General features: G+C 71.1%; 13 protein-coding genes. 7 read left to right on the plus strand and 6 right to left on the minus strand.

Annotated elements, in window-relative coordinates; translation table 11 throughout:
- Window positions 1-289: 289 nt before the first annotated feature.
- A complete protein-coding gene (gene rny / locus AB0F10_RS03095; protein WP_360620138.1) occupies window positions 290-2,014 on the plus strand; it encodes a ribonuclease Y in 1,725 nt (574 codons plus the stop codon).
- A gap of 48 nt (window positions 2,015-2,062) precedes the next feature.
- On the opposite strand, the gene AB0F10_RS03100 is transcribed toward rny, so the two are convergent.
- The 4 genes from AB0F10_RS03100 to AB0F10_RS03115 all read right to left on the minus strand — a co-directional run bounded on the left by AB0F10_RS03100 (window position 2,063) and on the right by AB0F10_RS03115 (window position 5,399).
- Window positions 2,063-2,941: an amino acid ABC transporter permease gene (locus AB0F10_RS03100; protein ID WP_360620139.1), complete on the minus strand. Its 879-nt coding sequence runs from the start codon at window positions 2,939-2,941 to the stop codon at window positions 2,063-2,065.
- Window positions 2,938-3,612: an amino acid ABC transporter permease gene (locus AB0F10_RS03105; protein ID WP_360620140.1), complete on the minus strand. Its 675-nt coding sequence runs from the start codon at window positions 3,610-3,612 to the stop codon at window positions 2,938-2,940. The genes AB0F10_RS03100 and AB0F10_RS03105 overlap by 4 nt, the downstream gene beginning before the upstream one ends.
- Before the next feature lie 77 nt (window positions 3,613-3,689).
- Window positions 3,690-4,544, minus strand: coding sequence for a glutamate ABC transporter substrate-binding protein (locus AB0F10_RS03110; protein ID WP_360620141.1), 855 nt, complete (start codon window positions 4,542-4,544; stop codon window positions 3,690-3,692).
- 108 nt (window positions 4,545-4,652) lie between these two features.
- Window positions 4,653-5,399: an amino acid ABC transporter ATP-binding protein gene (locus AB0F10_RS03115; RefSeq protein ID WP_360620142.1), complete on the minus strand. Its 747-nt coding sequence runs from the start codon at window positions 5,397-5,399 to the stop codon at window positions 4,653-4,655.
- Between the two features lie 138 nt (window positions 5,400-5,537).
- Between AB0F10_RS03115 and AB0F10_RS03120 the strand changes: the two genes are divergently transcribed.
- The 3 genes from AB0F10_RS03120 to AB0F10_RS03130 all read left to right on the plus strand — a co-directional run bounded on the left by AB0F10_RS03120 (window position 5,538) and on the right by AB0F10_RS03130 (window position 8,566).
- The gene (locus tag AB0F10_RS03120) at window positions 5,538-6,023 is read left to right on the plus strand and encodes a hypothetical protein (RefSeq protein WP_360620143.1); all 486 of its coding nucleotides are present in this window, start codon (window positions 5,538-5,540) and stop codon (window positions 6,021-6,023) included.
- A gap of 21 nt (window positions 6,024-6,044) precedes the next feature.
- Window positions 6,045-7,553 carry a tRNA (N6-isopentenyl adenosine(37)-C2)-methylthiotransferase MiaB gene (miaB, locus tag AB0F10_RS03125; protein WP_360620144.1) on the plus strand — a complete coding sequence of 503 codons (1,509 nt, stop codon included), beginning with the start codon at window positions 6,045-6,047 and terminating at the stop codon, window positions 7,551-7,553.
- A 65-nt stretch (window positions 7,554-7,618) separates the two neighbouring features.
- Entirely contained in the window at window positions 7,619-8,566 is a 948-nt protein-coding gene (locus AB0F10_RS03130) for a pyridoxal-phosphate dependent enzyme (protein WP_360620145.1), read from the plus strand.
- Window positions 8,567-8,686: 120 nt separating this feature from the next.
- On the opposite strand, the gene AB0F10_RS03135 is transcribed toward AB0F10_RS03130, so the two are convergent.
- A complete protein-coding gene (locus AB0F10_RS03135) occupies window positions 8,687-9,895 on the minus strand; it encodes a DUF349 domain-containing protein (protein ID WP_360620146.1) in 1,209 nt (402 codons plus the stop codon).
- A 172-nt stretch (window positions 9,896-10,067) separates the two neighbouring features.
- Here AB0F10_RS03135 and miaA point away from each other — a divergent pair, with 172 nt between their 5' ends.
- The 3 genes from miaA to AB0F10_RS03150 are packed head-to-tail and all read left to right on the plus strand — an operon-like array spanning window position 10,068 to window position 12,588.
- Window positions 10,068-10,985, plus strand: a complete 918-nt coding sequence (miaA, locus tag AB0F10_RS03140) for a tRNA (adenosine(37)-N6)-dimethylallyltransferase MiaA (RefSeq protein WP_360620147.1) — start codon at window positions 10,068-10,070, stop codon at window positions 10,983-10,985.
- An 8-nt stretch (window positions 10,986-10,993) separates the two neighbouring features.
- A complete protein-coding gene (gene dapF / locus AB0F10_RS03145) occupies window positions 10,994-11,833 on the plus strand; it encodes a diaminopimelate epimerase (RefSeq protein ID WP_360620148.1) in 840 nt (279 codons plus the stop codon).
- Window positions 11,833-12,588 (plus strand): glycerophosphodiester phosphodiesterase family protein, encoded by a 756-nt coding sequence (locus AB0F10_RS03150; protein ID WP_360620149.1) that lies wholly within the window; start codon window positions 11,833-11,835, stop codon window positions 12,586-12,588. Before dapF ends, AB0F10_RS03150 begins: the two co-directional genes overlap by 1 nt.
- 9 nt (window positions 12,589-12,597) lie before the next feature.
- Here AB0F10_RS03150 and AB0F10_RS03155 read toward each other — a convergent pair whose 3' ends face one another.
- Complete coding sequence (locus AB0F10_RS03155) at window positions 12,598-14,058, minus strand: NAD-dependent malic enzyme (protein ID WP_360620150.1); 1,461 nt, start codon at window positions 14,056-14,058, stop codon at window positions 12,598-12,600.
- Between the last annotated feature and the right edge of the window lie 153 nt (window positions 14,059-14,211).

Consider the following 14,211-nt stretch of genomic DNA (forward strand, 5'->3'; position numbering starts at 1 on the left):
ACCGGCACTCGCGACCTAGCCTCGCGTTACACAAGGTTTGCTCGACCATCGCAGGCTAAGCGCACAATATAGATCGCGTTACATTACGGCATCACTTCCGGCGCAGGGCGCTATCGATGCCTCCACCGCCCGCTGACCGCGCGGGCGGTGGCCAGACATGTCCGGCGGTCGGTCCTCGACGCCATACCCGGCGCCGTAGGCTGGTCACGCCCGCGGTTAGCCGCCTTTGGTCGGGCATCCCTACAGAGCCGGCGCAGCCATGCGCCGCGGCGAGGGGAGACGCGGCGAGATGAACGCCCTGGATTGGGTGCTCGTGATAGCGCTCGTCGTTCTCGCAGCCCTCGTGGTGGTCGGCCTGGTTCTCGGCGCTCGCGCGCTGCGCCAACTGCAGGAGAGCAGGACCGCCGACCGGGACCGTCGTGAGCAGACCGTGGACGACGCCATGGCCAAGGTCGACGATGCGAACGCCAAGGCAGCTTCCGTACGGGCGGAGGCCGCCGCCGCCAAGGCCGAGGCGACCGCGGCCCGGGCCGAGGGCCGCCGGGTTCTCGAGGACGCGCACGGCGAGGCGGACACGATCCTCGAACACGCCCACCGCCAGGCCGAGGCGGACGCGGAGCAGGTGCGCAGCGCCGCCCGGCGCAGCGGCGAGCGCGAGGTCGCCCTGCTGAACGCGACGGCCCGGGAGCAGGCCGCGGAGGTCGAGCGCCGCGCCGCCCGGATCGACGAGCGGGAGCGGCTGCACGCCGACGAGGTCGAGCGCCTCGTCGAGCGCGAGCGCCGGCTCGTCGCGATGGACACCGACCTGTCCGCCCGCGAGGCGGCGCTGACCGTGCGGGAGGCCGAGCTCGCGGGCGCCGAGGAGGGTCGCCGCCGCGAGCTTGAGCGGATCGCCGGGCTGACCGCGGACGCGGCGCGGGTGGAGCTGATCGAGAACATCGAGAACCAGGCGAAGCGCGAGGCGGCGATCCTGGTGCGCGACATCGAGAGCGAGGCGAAGCACACCGCCGACACCCGGGCCCGGCACATCGTCGTCGACGCGATTCAGCGCATCGCCAGCGAGCAGACCGCGGAGAGCGTGGTCAGCGTCCTGCACCTGCCGAGCGACGAGATGAAGGGCCGGATCATCGGCCGCGAGGGCCGCAATATCCGGGCGTTCGAGTCGACGACCGGCGTCAATCTGATCATCGATGACACCCCGGAGGCGGTCCTGCTCTCCTGCTTCGATCCGGTACGCCGGGAGGTCGGCAGGCTGACGCTGGAGAAGCTGGTCCTGGACGGCCGGATCCATCCGCACCGCATCGAGGAGGTGTTCGACAGCGCCAAGAACGAGGTCGAGCGGCTCTGCGAGCGGGCGGCCGAGGAGGCGCTCGTCGACGTCGGCATCACCGACATCCACCCCGAGCTGGCGACGCTGCTCGGCCGGCTGCGCTACCGCACCAGCTACGGCCAGAACGTGCTCAAGCACCTGGTCGAGACGGCGCACATCGCCGGCATCATGGCCGCCGAGCTGCGCCTCGACGTTCCGACGATCAAACGGTCGGCCTTCCTGCACGACATCGGCAAGGCGCTGACCCACGAGGTCGAGGGCAGCCACGCCCTGATCGGCGCGGACCTGGCCCGCAAGTACGGCGAGTCCGAGGACGTCGTGCACGCGATCGAGGCGCACCACAACGAGGTGCAGCCGCAGACGGTCGAGGCGGTGCTGACCCAGGCCGCGGACGCCTGCTCCGGCGGCCGGCCGGGTGCCCGCCGCGAGAGCCTCGAGGCCTACGTCAAGCGCCTCGAGCGGATCGAGGAGATCGCCGCCGGCAAGATCGGCGTCGACAAGGTCTTCGCCATGCAGGCGGGCCGCGAGATCCGGGTGATGGTCCGGCCGGAGGACGTCGACGACATCGGCGCGGCGGTGCTGGCCCGCGACGTCGCGAAGCAGATCGAGGAGGAGCTGACCTACCCGGGGCAGATCCGGGTGACGGTGGTCCGGGAGTCGCGGGTCACCGAACTGGCGCGCTGACGCGCCGCCGCCTCCTCGCCACCGGCGAAGAGGCGGCGTCGGACGCGTCTAGGCGCCGAGGGCGTCGCCGGTCGCGACGGTGCCGACCGGGGCCGGGCCGGCCTTGGCCTTCGGGGCCTTGCCCTGGCGCCGGGTGCGGCGCTCGAGCCAGCCGGCGACCGCCGTCAGGGTGGCGTTCACGGCGATGTAGATGATCGCCGCCACGATCGCCGCCGCGACGATGTTGCCGAAGTTCGCCGCCAGGATGTTGACGCTCTGCAGCAGCTCCGGGTAGGCGATGATGTAGCCCAGCGCCGTGTCCTTCACCAGGACCACCAGCTGACTGACGATCACCGGGAGCATCGCGCGGGCCGCCTGCGGCACCAGGATCTCGCGCATCACCAGGCTCTTGCGCATGCCGATCGCGAAGCCGGCCTCGCTCTGCCCGCGCGGCACGGACCTGATGCCGGCGCGGAATGCCTCCGCCAGCACCGAGCCGTTGTAGAGGGTGAGGCCGGCGACCACGGCCCAGAACGGCGGCATCGGCGACTCGGTGAGGAACGGGATGCCGTAGAAGATGAAGAAGATCAGCAGCAGCAGCGGCACGGCCCGGAAGAACTCCACGACCACGCCCGACGGCACGCTGAGCCATCGGTGGTCGGAGAGCCGTCCGACCGAGAAGACGAGGCCGAAGACCAGCGAGAGCACCATCGCGACGGCCGCCGCGCTCACCGTTCCCCACAGGCCCGGCAGCAGGTAGTCCCGCCAGGTCGAGGCCTCGGTGAACGGCTTCCACAGCGCCGCCGCCCACTGGCCCTTCTCGTCGAACTTGAGGTAGATCCAGTAGAGCAGCGCCAGCATGGCGATGCCGAAGACCACGGTCAGGATCGCGTTGCGGACCTTGGCCCGGGGGCCGGGGTGGTCGTAGAGGACGGCGTCGGTGCTCATCGCTTCACCGCCATCCGGTTGGCCAGCCAGCCGAAGGCGTAGCCGGTGGGGATCAGGACGGCCGCGAACGTGCCCGCGAAGACGAGGAAGATCGGGATGACCTGGTCGCCGTTCGCGTTGATCAGCTCCTTCATCGCGTTCGAGGACTCCGCCAGGCCGATCGTGCCGACGATTGTCGAGTTCTTCGCCAGGGCGATGAAGATGCTGCCCAGCGGCGCGATCACCGCCCGGCCCGCCTGCGGCAGGACGACGATGGTCAGGGTCTGGAAGAAGGACATGCCGATCGCCCGGGCCGCCTCGGCCTGCCCGGCCGGGACGGTGTTGATGCCCGAGCGGATCGCCTCACAGACGAACGCGGCGGTATAGACCGACAGGCCGATCACGCCGAGCCAGTAGTTGTTGCGGTCGATGTCGTCCGACAGCGTGAGGCCGAGCGTCGAGAACAGGCCGAAGTAGCAGAAGAAGATGATCAGCGTCAGCGGCGTGTTCCGGAACGTGTTGACCCAGGCGGTGCCGAAGCCGCGCAGCACGGGGACCGGAGACACCCGCATCGCGGCGAGCAGTACGCCGAGGACGACGGCGCCCGCGGTGCCGGCCACGGTCAGCTTCAGGATCCAGAGGAATCCCGTCACGTACACGTCGATGTTGGTGGGGTCGGAGAAGACGTCCATCGTCCTCGCTTCCTCGCGCCGCGGCAGGGAACGGCGGGCGGGGCCGGCGCTGCCGGCCCCGCCCGCTCATTTGAAGATCAGCTGCAGTTGGTGAGCTTGGTGACGTCGAGTTCCGGCGCCGCCTTGCCGCTCTTGCCGAGCGTGCTGTCCCACGCGGCCTTGTAGGACCCGTCGGTGGCGGACGTCTTCAGGATGTCGTTGATCTTGTTGCAGCCCTCGGTGTCGTCCTTCTTGAGGCCGATGCCGTACGGCTCCGTGCTGAACGGCTTGCCGACCACCTTGAACTTGCCGGCGTACTGGTCCTGCGCGGCGTAGCCCGCGAGGATGATGTCGTCGGTGGTGACCGCGTCCACCTGGCCGCCGGCCAGCGCCGTCACGCACTTGGAGTAGGAGTCGAACTGCTGGAGCTTGGCGTCCGGGTAGTCGGTCTGGATCCGCTTGGCCGGGGTTGAGCCGGAGGCCGAGCAGACCTTCTTGCCGGCCAGCGACTCGGGGCCGGTGATCGTCGAGGCGACCGGGACGAGCAGGTCCTGGCCGGCCTGGTAGTAGGGGCCCGCGAAGTTGACGACCTTCTTGCGCTCGTCGTTGATCGTGTAGGTCGCCACGACGATGTCGACCTGACCCTGCTGGATGAACGGCTCGCGGTTGGACGAGACGGTCGTCTTGTATTCGATGCCGGACTCGGGCACGCCGAGGCCCTTCGCGATGATCTTCGCGATCTCGATGTCGAAGCCGGCGTAGGTCGTGCCGGTCTGCAGGCCGAGGCCGGGCTGGTCGGCCTTGACGCCGAAGATCAGCTTCTTCTCGCTGCTCGCCTTGCCGACGATGCCTTTGGCCGCAGAGTCCGACCCGCTGTCGTCGCCGCCACAAGCTGCCGCGGCCATTACCAGGGCGAACGCCCCGGCCACTGCCGTCATACGGGTGATGCGCATCGTCCTGCTCCTCCTGGTGGAAACTTCAACAACGTGAACGTTCTCGTATCGCGCAAATGCTTCAAGGGACTTGTCGGAAACCGGTAACCGGGTATCCGGTGTGGACGCTCAGTGCGTGAGGATCTTGGAGAGGAAGTCCTTGGCCCGGTCGCTCTTGGGGTTGTCGAAGAACTCCGCGGGCGGCGCCGACTCGACCAGCTGGCCGTCGGCCATGAAGACCACCCGGTTGGCGGCGTGGCGCGCGAAACCCATCTCGTGGGTGACGACGACCATCGTCATGCCCTCGCGGGCGAGCGCGGTCATGACGTCGAGGACCTCGCCGACCATCTCCGGGTCGAGCGCGCTGGTCGGCTCGTCGAAGAGCAGCGCCTTGGGCTGCATGGCCAGGGCCCGGGCGATGGCGACGCGCTGCTGCTGGCCGCCGGAGAGCTGGGCGGGGTATTTCTCCGCCTGGCTGGCGATGCCGACCCGCTCGAGCAGGCCCATCGCCCGCTCGCGGACCGCCGCGGGCTTCTCGCCGCGCACCTTGACGGGGCCCAGCATCACGTTCTGCAGAATCGTCTTGTGTGCGAAGAGGTTGAACGACTGGAAGACCATGCCGACCTCGCTGCGCAGCCGGGCGAGCGCCTTGCCCTCGGCGGGCAGCGCCTGGCCGTCGAACGTGATCGAGCCCGAGTCGATCGGCTCGAGCCGGTTGATCGCCCGGCACAGCGTCGACTTGCCCGAGCCCGACGGTCCGATCACGACGACCACCTCGCCGCGGGCGACCGACAGGCTGACATCCTGCAGGACGTGAAGTGGGCCGAAGTATTTGTTGACGCCCTCGAGAACGATGAGTGGCTCGCTTGTCGGCACTGTCGGACCACCGTCCCGTCGTTGGGTCACTCGGATGGGGTCACTCTATGGGCGTGCTCGTATCGGTTCACACCGAGATAGGTCACGGAGCGGTAACTGTGCAGGTGCGAGGCCGAAGGGATGTCCACGATGAGCGGTATGGCTGACGCCGATCCGACAGACGGATTGTGGAGTTGGTGCACGTCCGGGCGCCAGGATGTGGCCTCCGTGCACGCCGCCGTCTCGGGCGCCCTGCGGCGTCCGGTGGCGACACTGGACGGTCCCGTGGACGGCGCGGTGCTCTGTGACGTGTGGCACGTCGGCGGCGACTTCCCGACCCTGATCGAATGCTTCCTGGCACCGGGCGACGTCGCCGAGGCGACGATCGCCAGCGCCGTGGCGGTCCGGCTCGGCGCCGACCTGCTGCTGCCCGACGACACCCTCAACCCGACCCGGTACGTGCTCGCGGAGCCGAACGGGACGCTGCGGGCCGTGCACGTCGAGGAGGTCGAGACCGACGACGGTACGGAGCGCAGCCACCTGCGCCCCTGCACCGGCGACGACCCGGCCTGTGCCCGCGGTCCGGGCTGCGACCGTTCGCGGTGGAAGCCGGCACCTACGCCGGAGCGACCCGCGGCGGCGTAGGGACTATCCTGGTCAACTGCCATGACTACCGAGATTCGGGGCTCAGCCCTTCCTGCAGGCGCCGCCCGCACGTACGACGTGCGCACCTACGGCTGCCAGATGAACGTGCACGACAGCGAGCGGATCTCCGGTCTGATGGAGGGCGCCGGCTATGTCCGCGCGGCCGACGCGGACGCCGCGGACGTGGTCGTGTTCAACACCTGCGCGGTCCGGGAGAACGCCGACAACCGCCTGTACGGCAATCTCGGTCGCCTGCGCCCCACCAAGCTCAGGAACCCCGACATGCAGATCGCGGTCGGCGGCTGCCTGGCGCAGAAGGACCGCGGCGACATCGTCAAGCGCGCGCCCTGGGTCGACGTGGTCTTCGGCACACACAACATCGGCTCGCTGCCGGCGCTGCTGGAGCGGGCCCGGCACAACCAGGAGGCCGAGGTCGAGATCCTCGAGTCGCTCGAGGTCTTCCCGTCGACCCTGCCGACGCGCCGCGAGTCGACCTACGCCGGCTGGGTGTCGATCTCGGTGGGCTGCAACAACACCTGCACGTTCTGCATCGTGCCGTCGCTGCGCGGCAAGGAGAAGGACCGCCGCCCGGGCGACGTGCTGGCCGAGGTCGAGGCGCTTGTCGCCGAGGGTGTCCTCGAGATCACCCTGCTGGGTCAGAACGTCAACTCCTACGGCGCCGAGTTCGGCGACCGGCTCGCGTTCGGCAAGCTGCTGCGCGCCTGCGGCGACGTCGGGGGACTGGAGCGGGTCCGCTTCACCAGCCCGCACCCGAAGGACTTCACCGACGACGTGATCGCCGCGATGGCCGAGACGCCGAACGTGTGCCACTCGCTGCACATGCCGCTGCAGTCCGGCTCCGACCGGGTGCTCAAGGCGATGCGCCGCAGCTACCGCTCGGAGAAATACCTTGGCATCATCGACAAGGTCCGCGACGCGATGCCGGACGCGGCGATCACCACCGACATCATCGTGGGCTTTCCGGGCGAGACCGAGGACGACTTCGAGCGCACCCTCGACGTGGTCCGGCAGGCCCGCTTCTCCAGCGCCTTCACCTTCCAGTATTCGAAGCGCCCGGGCACCCCGGCCGCGACGATGGACGAGCAACTGCCCAAGCAGGTCGTGCAGGAACGCTACGAGCGCCTGATCGCCGTGCTCGAGGACATCACCTGGGCGGAGAACCGCAAGCAGGTCGGCCGCACGGTCGAGGTCCTGGTCGCCACCGGCGAGGGCCGCAAGGACGAGCGCACCGGGCGGATGAGCGGCCGGGCCCGCGACGGCCGGCTGGTGCACTTCGCGACCGGCGACCTGACCGGCATCCGGCCCGGCGACATCCTGCACACCGAGATCACGTACGCGGCACCGCACCACCTGAACGCCGACGGCGCGCCGCACGGCCACCGCCGCACCCGGGCCGGCGACGCGCACGAGGCGGGCCGGGCGACGCGCACGGCCGGGGTGTCACTGGGCCTGCCGACGCTCGGCGTGCCCGCGCCGCTGCCGGCCACCACCGGCGGTTGCGCGCTGTAGCAGCGGGGTCCAGGGCCTCGGGATTGGCCCCGGCCGGCCGGCGCCGTGCCGGGGATGATGACGGGATGAATCTCAGCTTCGCTGACGTGGCCGCCGCCAGGGACGTCGTCTACCGGCACCTGCCGCCGACCCCGATGTGGTCGTACCCGCTGCTGGACTCGGCCGTGGGCGCGACCGTCTTCGTCAAGCACGAGAACGTCCAGCCGGTCGGCGCGTTCAAGGTGCGCGGCGGGCTCGCACTGCTCGAGTCGATGTCGCCGGCCGAGCGGGCCCGGGGCACGGTCAGCTACTCGACCGGCAACCACGCGCAGTCGATGGCCTTCGCCAGCGCGGCCTACGGCGCGCCCTGCCGGGTCGTGATGCCGGCGGCTGCCAGCCTGGCGAAGGCGAACGCCGCGTCGGCGCTGGGCGCCGAGGTGATCCTGCACGGCCCCGATCTGGAGGCGGCGCAGCGGCACGCCGAGCACCTGGCCGAGTCCACCGGCGCGCGGCTGGTCAGCCCGGGCGACACCCCGGAACTGCTGGCCGGGGTCGGCACCCTCTACCTGGAGATCCTCGAGGCAGAGCCCGACCTGGACGCCATCCTGGTGCCGGTCGGCAGCGGCACGGGCGCCGGCGCGGCGGCCGTCGTGGCCCGCGAGCTCGCCCCGAAGTGCCGGGTCGTCGGCGTCCAGTCCGACGCGTCCCGGGCCGCCTACGACTCCTGGGCGGCCGGCGAGTTGGTCGATCGGCCGAACCGCACCCGCGTCGACGGCTTGGCCACCGGGCGCGGCTTCGAGCTGCCGCAGCGCCTCATGCGCGACGGCCTCAGCGACTTCCTGCTGGTGAGCGACGACGCGATCATCGAGGCGCAGCGGCTCATGGCGACCCGGGCGCACACCCTCGCCGAGGGTGCCGGCGCGGCGGCCCTGGCGGGCGTGCTGAGCCGGCCCGACGAGTTCGCCGGCAAGCGGGTCGCGGTGGTCTGCACGGGCGGCAACGCGAACGCCGCGGAGCTGGCCGCGCTGGGGTGACCCCGCCGCCACGGGCTCTGCTGGTGGCGGTGCCGCTGTGCGCGTAAGGAAAAAGGCTTTTGATCTTAAAGCGGGAGCGGCGGCAGGCCGGAACCTGCCGCCGCTACCGGATGTAGCTGATCAATTGGCCTGTTCCGCGAGGGAGAGGAACTGCCGCTTCGACGAAAGCGCCTGCTCGGCCTCCTTGATCCGGCGGGCGTCGCCCGCCGTCTGAGCCCGGGCCAGCCGCTGCTCGGCCTCGGCGACCTGCTCCCGCATCTGCTGCAGCAACGGGTTGTCCTGCGGGGTGGTCTTGCGCCACGCGGAGTCCATCGCCACCCGGATGCGCTCCTCGGCGGCCCGCCAGCGGCGGTCCAGGCTGACCGACGCCTCGCGCGGCACCCGGCCGGCGTCGTGCCACGCGGCCTGGGCGTCGCGCAGCTTGTTCTGCGCACCGCGCGGGTCGGCGTCGACGTCGAGCGCCTCGATCTCGGTCAGGATCGCCTGCTTGCGGTCGAGGTTGCCCTTGTATTCCGCGTCGCGGGCCGAGAAGACCTCGCTGCGGCGGGTGAAGAACGCGTCCTGTGCCGCCCGGAAGCGTTCCCAGAGGCGCTGCTCGGCTTCCTTGGCCGCCCGCGGGGCGGCCTTCCACTCGTTCATCAGGTCCTTGAGCCGGTTGGCGGTCGTCGACCATTCCGTCGAGTCGGCCAGGCTCTCGGCCTCCTTGACCAGCTCCTCCTTGGCGGTCTGCGCCTGCTTGCGCTGCCCGTCCAGGGTGGCGAAGTGCGCGCCGCGGCGACGGGTGAAGCCGTCGCGTGCGGCCGCGAACCGCTTCCACAGCTCGCCGTCGGTCTTCTTGTCGACGCCGCGGATGGTCTTCCACTCGTCGAGGATCTCCTTGAGCCGATCGCCCGCGCTCTTCCAGCCCGTCGACTCGGCGGCGATCGTCTCCGCCTCCTCGACCAGGGTGGTCTTGCGCGCCAGCGCCTCGCCACGGGCCGCCTCGCGGGCGGCCTTGGCCTCGCCGGCCTTCTCGTCGGCGACCGCGGTCAGCCGGTCGAGGCGGGCGGCGAGCCCGTCGATGTCGCCGACCACGTGTGCCTCGTCGAGGCTTGCGCGGATCCGCTTCACACTGCTCAGCGAGTGCGCGGCATCGGCCGCGCCCGACTTGAGGCGGGCCTCGATGAGGTCGACCTCGGTCACCAGGTCCGCGAAGCGCCGGGCGAAGTGGGCCAGACCCTCCTCGGGCGTGCCCGCCTGCCATGAGCCGACCACGCGGTCGCCCTCGGCCGTCTTCACATATACGGTGCCGTCGGCATCCACGCGCCCGAAGGCCGTCCAGTCGTTCATGAGCCCACCCTCGTTCTCCCGGCGGCGCGGGCCTCGCTGCCCGCGACCACCGCCATAGCGCAGTCGAATGCCATCATTCCATCGGCATTCTTTCTCGCGCATTGTCACAGGTCCAACCCGGTTCCGGGGAAGCGCCCGCGGATGACCGTGACCAGCCCGTTACGGTGGCTCCGTGCCTTTGCTCCCATCTCCCGGAGTCATCGCGGTCGTCGGGCCCACCGCCGCCGGGAAATCCGCCCTCAGCATCGCGCTCGCGCAGGCCCTCGGCGGCGAGGTCGTCAACGCCGACTCCATGCAGCTCTACCGGGGTATGGACATCGGTACGGCCAAACTCACCGCTGACGAGCGGGAAGGCGTACCCCACCACGTCCTCGACGTCTGGGACGTGACGGAGCCGGCCAGCGCCAAGGAGTACCAGCGACTCGCCCGGGCCGCGGTCGACGACATCGCCGCCCGGGGCCGGGTGCCGCTGCTCGTCGGCGGCTCGGGGCTTTACGTCCGGGCGGTCCTGGAGGACTTCGAATTTCCCGGCACGGATCCCGCCATTCGGGAACGGCTTGAGCTGGAGCTGGCCGCGGCGGGCCCGGCGCCGCTGCACGACCGCCTGAAGACGCTCGACGCGAGCGCCGCCGCGAAGATCCTTCCGTCGAACGGGCGGCGGATCGTCCGGGCGCTGGAGGTGATCGAGCTCACCGGCGAGCCCTTCACCGCCGCCCTGCCGGCGCCGACCCCGTACTACGAGTCGATGCAGGTCGGCGTCGATCGCGAGACCGCGGAGCTGGACCAGCGGATCGCCGAGCGGGTGGACCTGATGTGGGCCGCGGGCCTGCTCGACGAGGTGCGGGGGCTGGACGGCCTGCGGGAGGGCCGCACGGCGAGCCGGGCGCTGGGTTATCAGCAGGCCCTGGCCCAGCTGGACGGCGAGCTGAGCGAGGAACAGGCCAAGGACGAGACCGTGCGGGCCACCCGCCGCTTCGTGCGCAGGCAGCGCTCCTGGTTCCGCCGCGACCCGCGGATCACCTGGCTCGACGGCGCGTCGGCCACGCTGGGGCAGGAGGCGTTGGCGGCCTGCGCGGCGGCTGCGCGATGATGGACCGCGTGTTGTTCACCAAGGGCCATGGCACCGGCAACGACTTCGTCATCCTCGAGGACCCCGACGGGGCGCTCGAGCTGACCCCCGCGCTGGTCGCGGCGCTCTGCGACCGGCGCCGCGGCATCGGCGCCGACGGGGTGCTGCGCGTGGTGCGCAGCGCCAAGCATCCGGACGGCGCGGGCCACGCGGGCGAGGCCGAGTGGTTCATGGACTACCGCAACGCGGACGGCTCGATCGCCGAGATGTGCGGCAACGGTGTCCGCGTCTTCGTCCGCTACCTGGTCGAGCGGGGCCTCGCCACCCCCGGCGCCGACCTGCCGGTCGGGACCCGGGCCGGCGTCGTGCGCGCGCAGGTCGACGGCTCCCTCATCTCGGTGCACATGCGCACCCCCGAGGTGTACGCGGCCGGCACGGCCACCGTCGGCCAGCTCACCTTCCCGGGCGTCGCGGTCGACTGTGGCAACCCGCACCTGGTCTGCGGCGTGCACGACGGCCTTCCGCTGGGCTCCCTGGACCTGCACGTCGCGCCCGGCTACGACCCGGCGCTGTTCCCCGATGGAGTGAACGTCGAATTCACCACCGTGGGTGACCCCATCGAGGGCGCCGACATGCACATGCACATGCGGGTCTACGAGCGCGGCTCGGCCGAGACGCTGTCCTGCGGCTCGGGCGCGCTCGCGGTCGGCGCGGTCGCGCTGCGCGACGCAGGGCTGCGGGCCGGCGTCGTCGCCGTCGACCTGCCCGGCGGCCGGCTGACGGTCACCTTCGACGGCTCGTCCTGGCGGCTGGCGGGGCCGGCGGTGCTGGTGGCGACCGGTGAGGTCGACCCGGCGGCGCTCGCCTGATGGCCGCTCTGCACCGCGTGGCGCACCGCGGATACTGCGCCGTCGCGCCCGAGAACACGCTGCCCGCGCTCGTCGCCGGGGTCCTGGCCGGTGCCACCTTCATCGAGTTCGACGTCCGGACCACCGCGGACGGCGTGCCGGTGGTGATCCACGACCGCACCGTCGACCGCACGACCGGCTCCTGCGGCAAGGTCTGGGAGCTGACCCTCGACGAGATCCGCGAACTGGACGCGGGCTCCTGGTTCTCCCCGGCGTACGCGGGGCTGCGGATTCCCCGGCTGACCGAGGTCCTCGACGTGCTGCGCCCGCACGCCGTCGGGGGTCACGGCGTCGAGCTGCTGCTGGAGATCAAGCCGCCGGCCACGCTGGAGCAGGTCAAGAACATCATCGGCCAGGTGGCGGACGCGGGCCTGCTGGACCGCACCGTCGTGCAGAGCTTCGATCCGGCAGTCCTCCGGCTGGTCGAGCAGGCGGCACCGGAGCTCCGGCGCGGCCTGCTGCGCGACGGCTTCGACGCCGAGCAGGTGGCGGTCGCCCGCGAGCTCGGCGTCGGCTACTGCAACCCGTCCATGGCCGCGGTGCTGGCCGCCCCCGGGACGGTCGCCGCCCTGGCCGAGGCCGGGGTGGCGGTCATGCCGTGGACGGCCAACGACAGCGCGATCTGGCCCGCCCTGGTGGATGCCGGGGTGGCCGGCATCATCTCGGACCGCACCGGCGAGCTGACCGGCTGGGCGACCGCCCGCGGAACCGCCTGAGCCGCACCCTCAGAAGGTGCTGCCCGGGGCGCCGTCCAGCTCCGTCTCGGGCATGGCGGCCGGGTTCGGCGGGGCCGGGGTGCCCTTGACCACCTGGCGGATCGCCGCCGCGACCGCCGGCGTCACCCGCGGGTCGAAGACGCTGGGGACGATCACCGTCGGGTTGAGCTTGTCCTCGCCGACGACGCTCGCGATGGCCATCGCCGCTGCCAGGGCCATCTCCTCGGTGAACTCCTCGGCGCTGACGTCGAGCATGCCGCGGAAGACACCCGGGAAGGCCAGCACGTTGTTGATCTGGTTGGGCTGGTCCGAGCGGCCGGTGGCGACCACGGCCGCGTGCTGGCGCGCCTCCCGCGGGTCCACCTCGGGGTCGGGGTTCGCCAGCGCGAAGACGATCGACTTCTCCGCCATCTTGGCGATGTCGTCGCCGGTGAGCAGGTTCGGCGCGCTCACGCCGATGAACACGTCCGCGCCGACGATCGCGCCGGCCAGGCTGCCCGCGTAGTTGTCGCGGTTGGTGTGCTCGGCCAGCCAGTGCCAGGTCGGGCTGAGGTCGGCCATGCCGCGGTGCAGGGCGCCCTTGCGGTCGTACGCGATGATGTCGCCCACGCCCTGGCGCAGCAGCAGCTTCATGATCGCCGTGCCCGCCGCCCCCGCGCCGGAGACCACGACCCGGACGTTCGCCAGGTCCTTGCCCACCACCCGCAGCGCGTTGGTCAGCGCCGCCAGCACGCAGATCGCGGTGCCGTGCTGGTCGTCGTGGAAGACCGGGATGTCGAGCAGCTCGCGCAGCCGCATCTCGATCTCGAAGCAGCGCGGCGCGGCGATGTCCTCCAGGTTGATGCCGCCATAGGCGGGCGCGATCGCCTTGACGATCGCCACGATCTCGTCGGTGTCCTGGGTGTCGAGCACCACCGGCCAGGCGTCCACCCCGCCGAAGCGCTTGAAGAGCGCGGCCTTGCCCTCCATCACCGGCATCGCCGCGGCCGGGCCGATGTTGCCCAGGCCGAGCACGGCCGAGCCGTCGCTGACCACGGCGACGGTGTTGCGCTTGATGGTGAGCCGGCGCGCGTCGGCGGGATTCTCCGCGATCGCCATGCAGACCCGCGCCACACCCGGCGTGTACGCCCGGGACAGCTCGTCGCGGTTGCGCAGGGCGACCTTGGAGCTGACCTCGATCTTGCCGCCCAGGTGCAGGAGGAACGTGCGGTCGGAGACCTTGCGGACGTCGACGCCGTCCTGCTCCTCGAGCTGCTTGACGACCTGGTCCGCGTGGCTGGAGTCGGCGGTGTCACAGGTGAGGTCGACGACCACGTGGGTGGAGTCGGAGTCCACCACGTCGAGCGCCGTCACGATCGCACCGGCCTCGCCGACACAGGTGGTGAGCCGGCCGATGGAGGACGCGTCGGCGGTCACGGCAATGCGGATCGTGATCGAGAATCCTGCACTGGGCAGGCGGGTGGTCACCACGGTGTTCCCTCCGTCGTTGGCGGGTGCGTACCCGCAATCTTGCTCTTCGGGAATAGCGGACACCAATCCGGTGGTTGCTGATACGTCAGACACTCTGCGACAACGCCCCGCACCGTTATGTGGATGCGCTCGGCACCCCGGGCGTGCCACGAT

The sequence above is a fragment of the Actinoplanes sp. NPDC026623 genome (assembly GCF_040638275.1).
GTDB lineage: Bacteria > Actinomycetota > Actinomycetes > Mycobacteriales > Micromonosporaceae > Actinoplanes.

What these genes read in the sequence shown, in the direction of transcription:
- AB0F10_RS03110 (WP_360620141.1), bottom strand. Translation starts at nt 4,544, where the DNA reads ATGCGCATCACCCGTATGACGGCAGTGGCCGGGGCGTTCGCCCTGGTA.
- rny (WP_360620138.1), top strand. Translation starts at nt 290, where the DNA reads ATGAACGCCCTGGATTGGGTGCTCGTGATAGCGCTCGTCGTTCTCGCA.
- AB0F10_RS03120 (WP_360620143.1), top strand. Translation starts at nt 5,538, where the DNA reads ATGGCTGACGCCGATCCGACAGACGGATTGTGGAGTTGGTGCACGTCC.
- AB0F10_RS03100 (WP_360620139.1), bottom strand. Translation starts at nt 2,941, where the DNA reads ATGAGCACCGACGCCGTCCTCTACGACCACCCCGGCCCCCGGGCCAAG.
- AB0F10_RS03130 (WP_360620145.1), top strand. Translation starts at nt 7,619, where the DNA reads ATGAATCTCAGCTTCGCTGACGTGGCCGCCGCCAGGGACGTCGTCTAC.
- AB0F10_RS03150 (WP_360620149.1), top strand. Translation starts at nt 11,833, where the DNA reads ATGGCCGCTCTGCACCGCGTGGCGCACCGCGGATACTGCGCCGTCGCG.
- AB0F10_RS03135 (WP_360620146.1), bottom strand. Translation starts at nt 9,895, where the DNA reads ATGAACGACTGGACGGCCTTCGGGCGCGTGGATGCCGACGGCACCGTA.
- miaB (WP_360620144.1), top strand. Translation starts at nt 6,045, where the DNA reads ATGACTACCGAGATTCGGGGCTCAGCCCTTCCTGCAGGCGCCGCCCGC.
- AB0F10_RS03105 (WP_360620140.1), bottom strand. Translation starts at nt 3,612, where the DNA reads ATGGACGTCTTCTCCGACCCCACCAACATCGACGTGTACGTGACGGGA.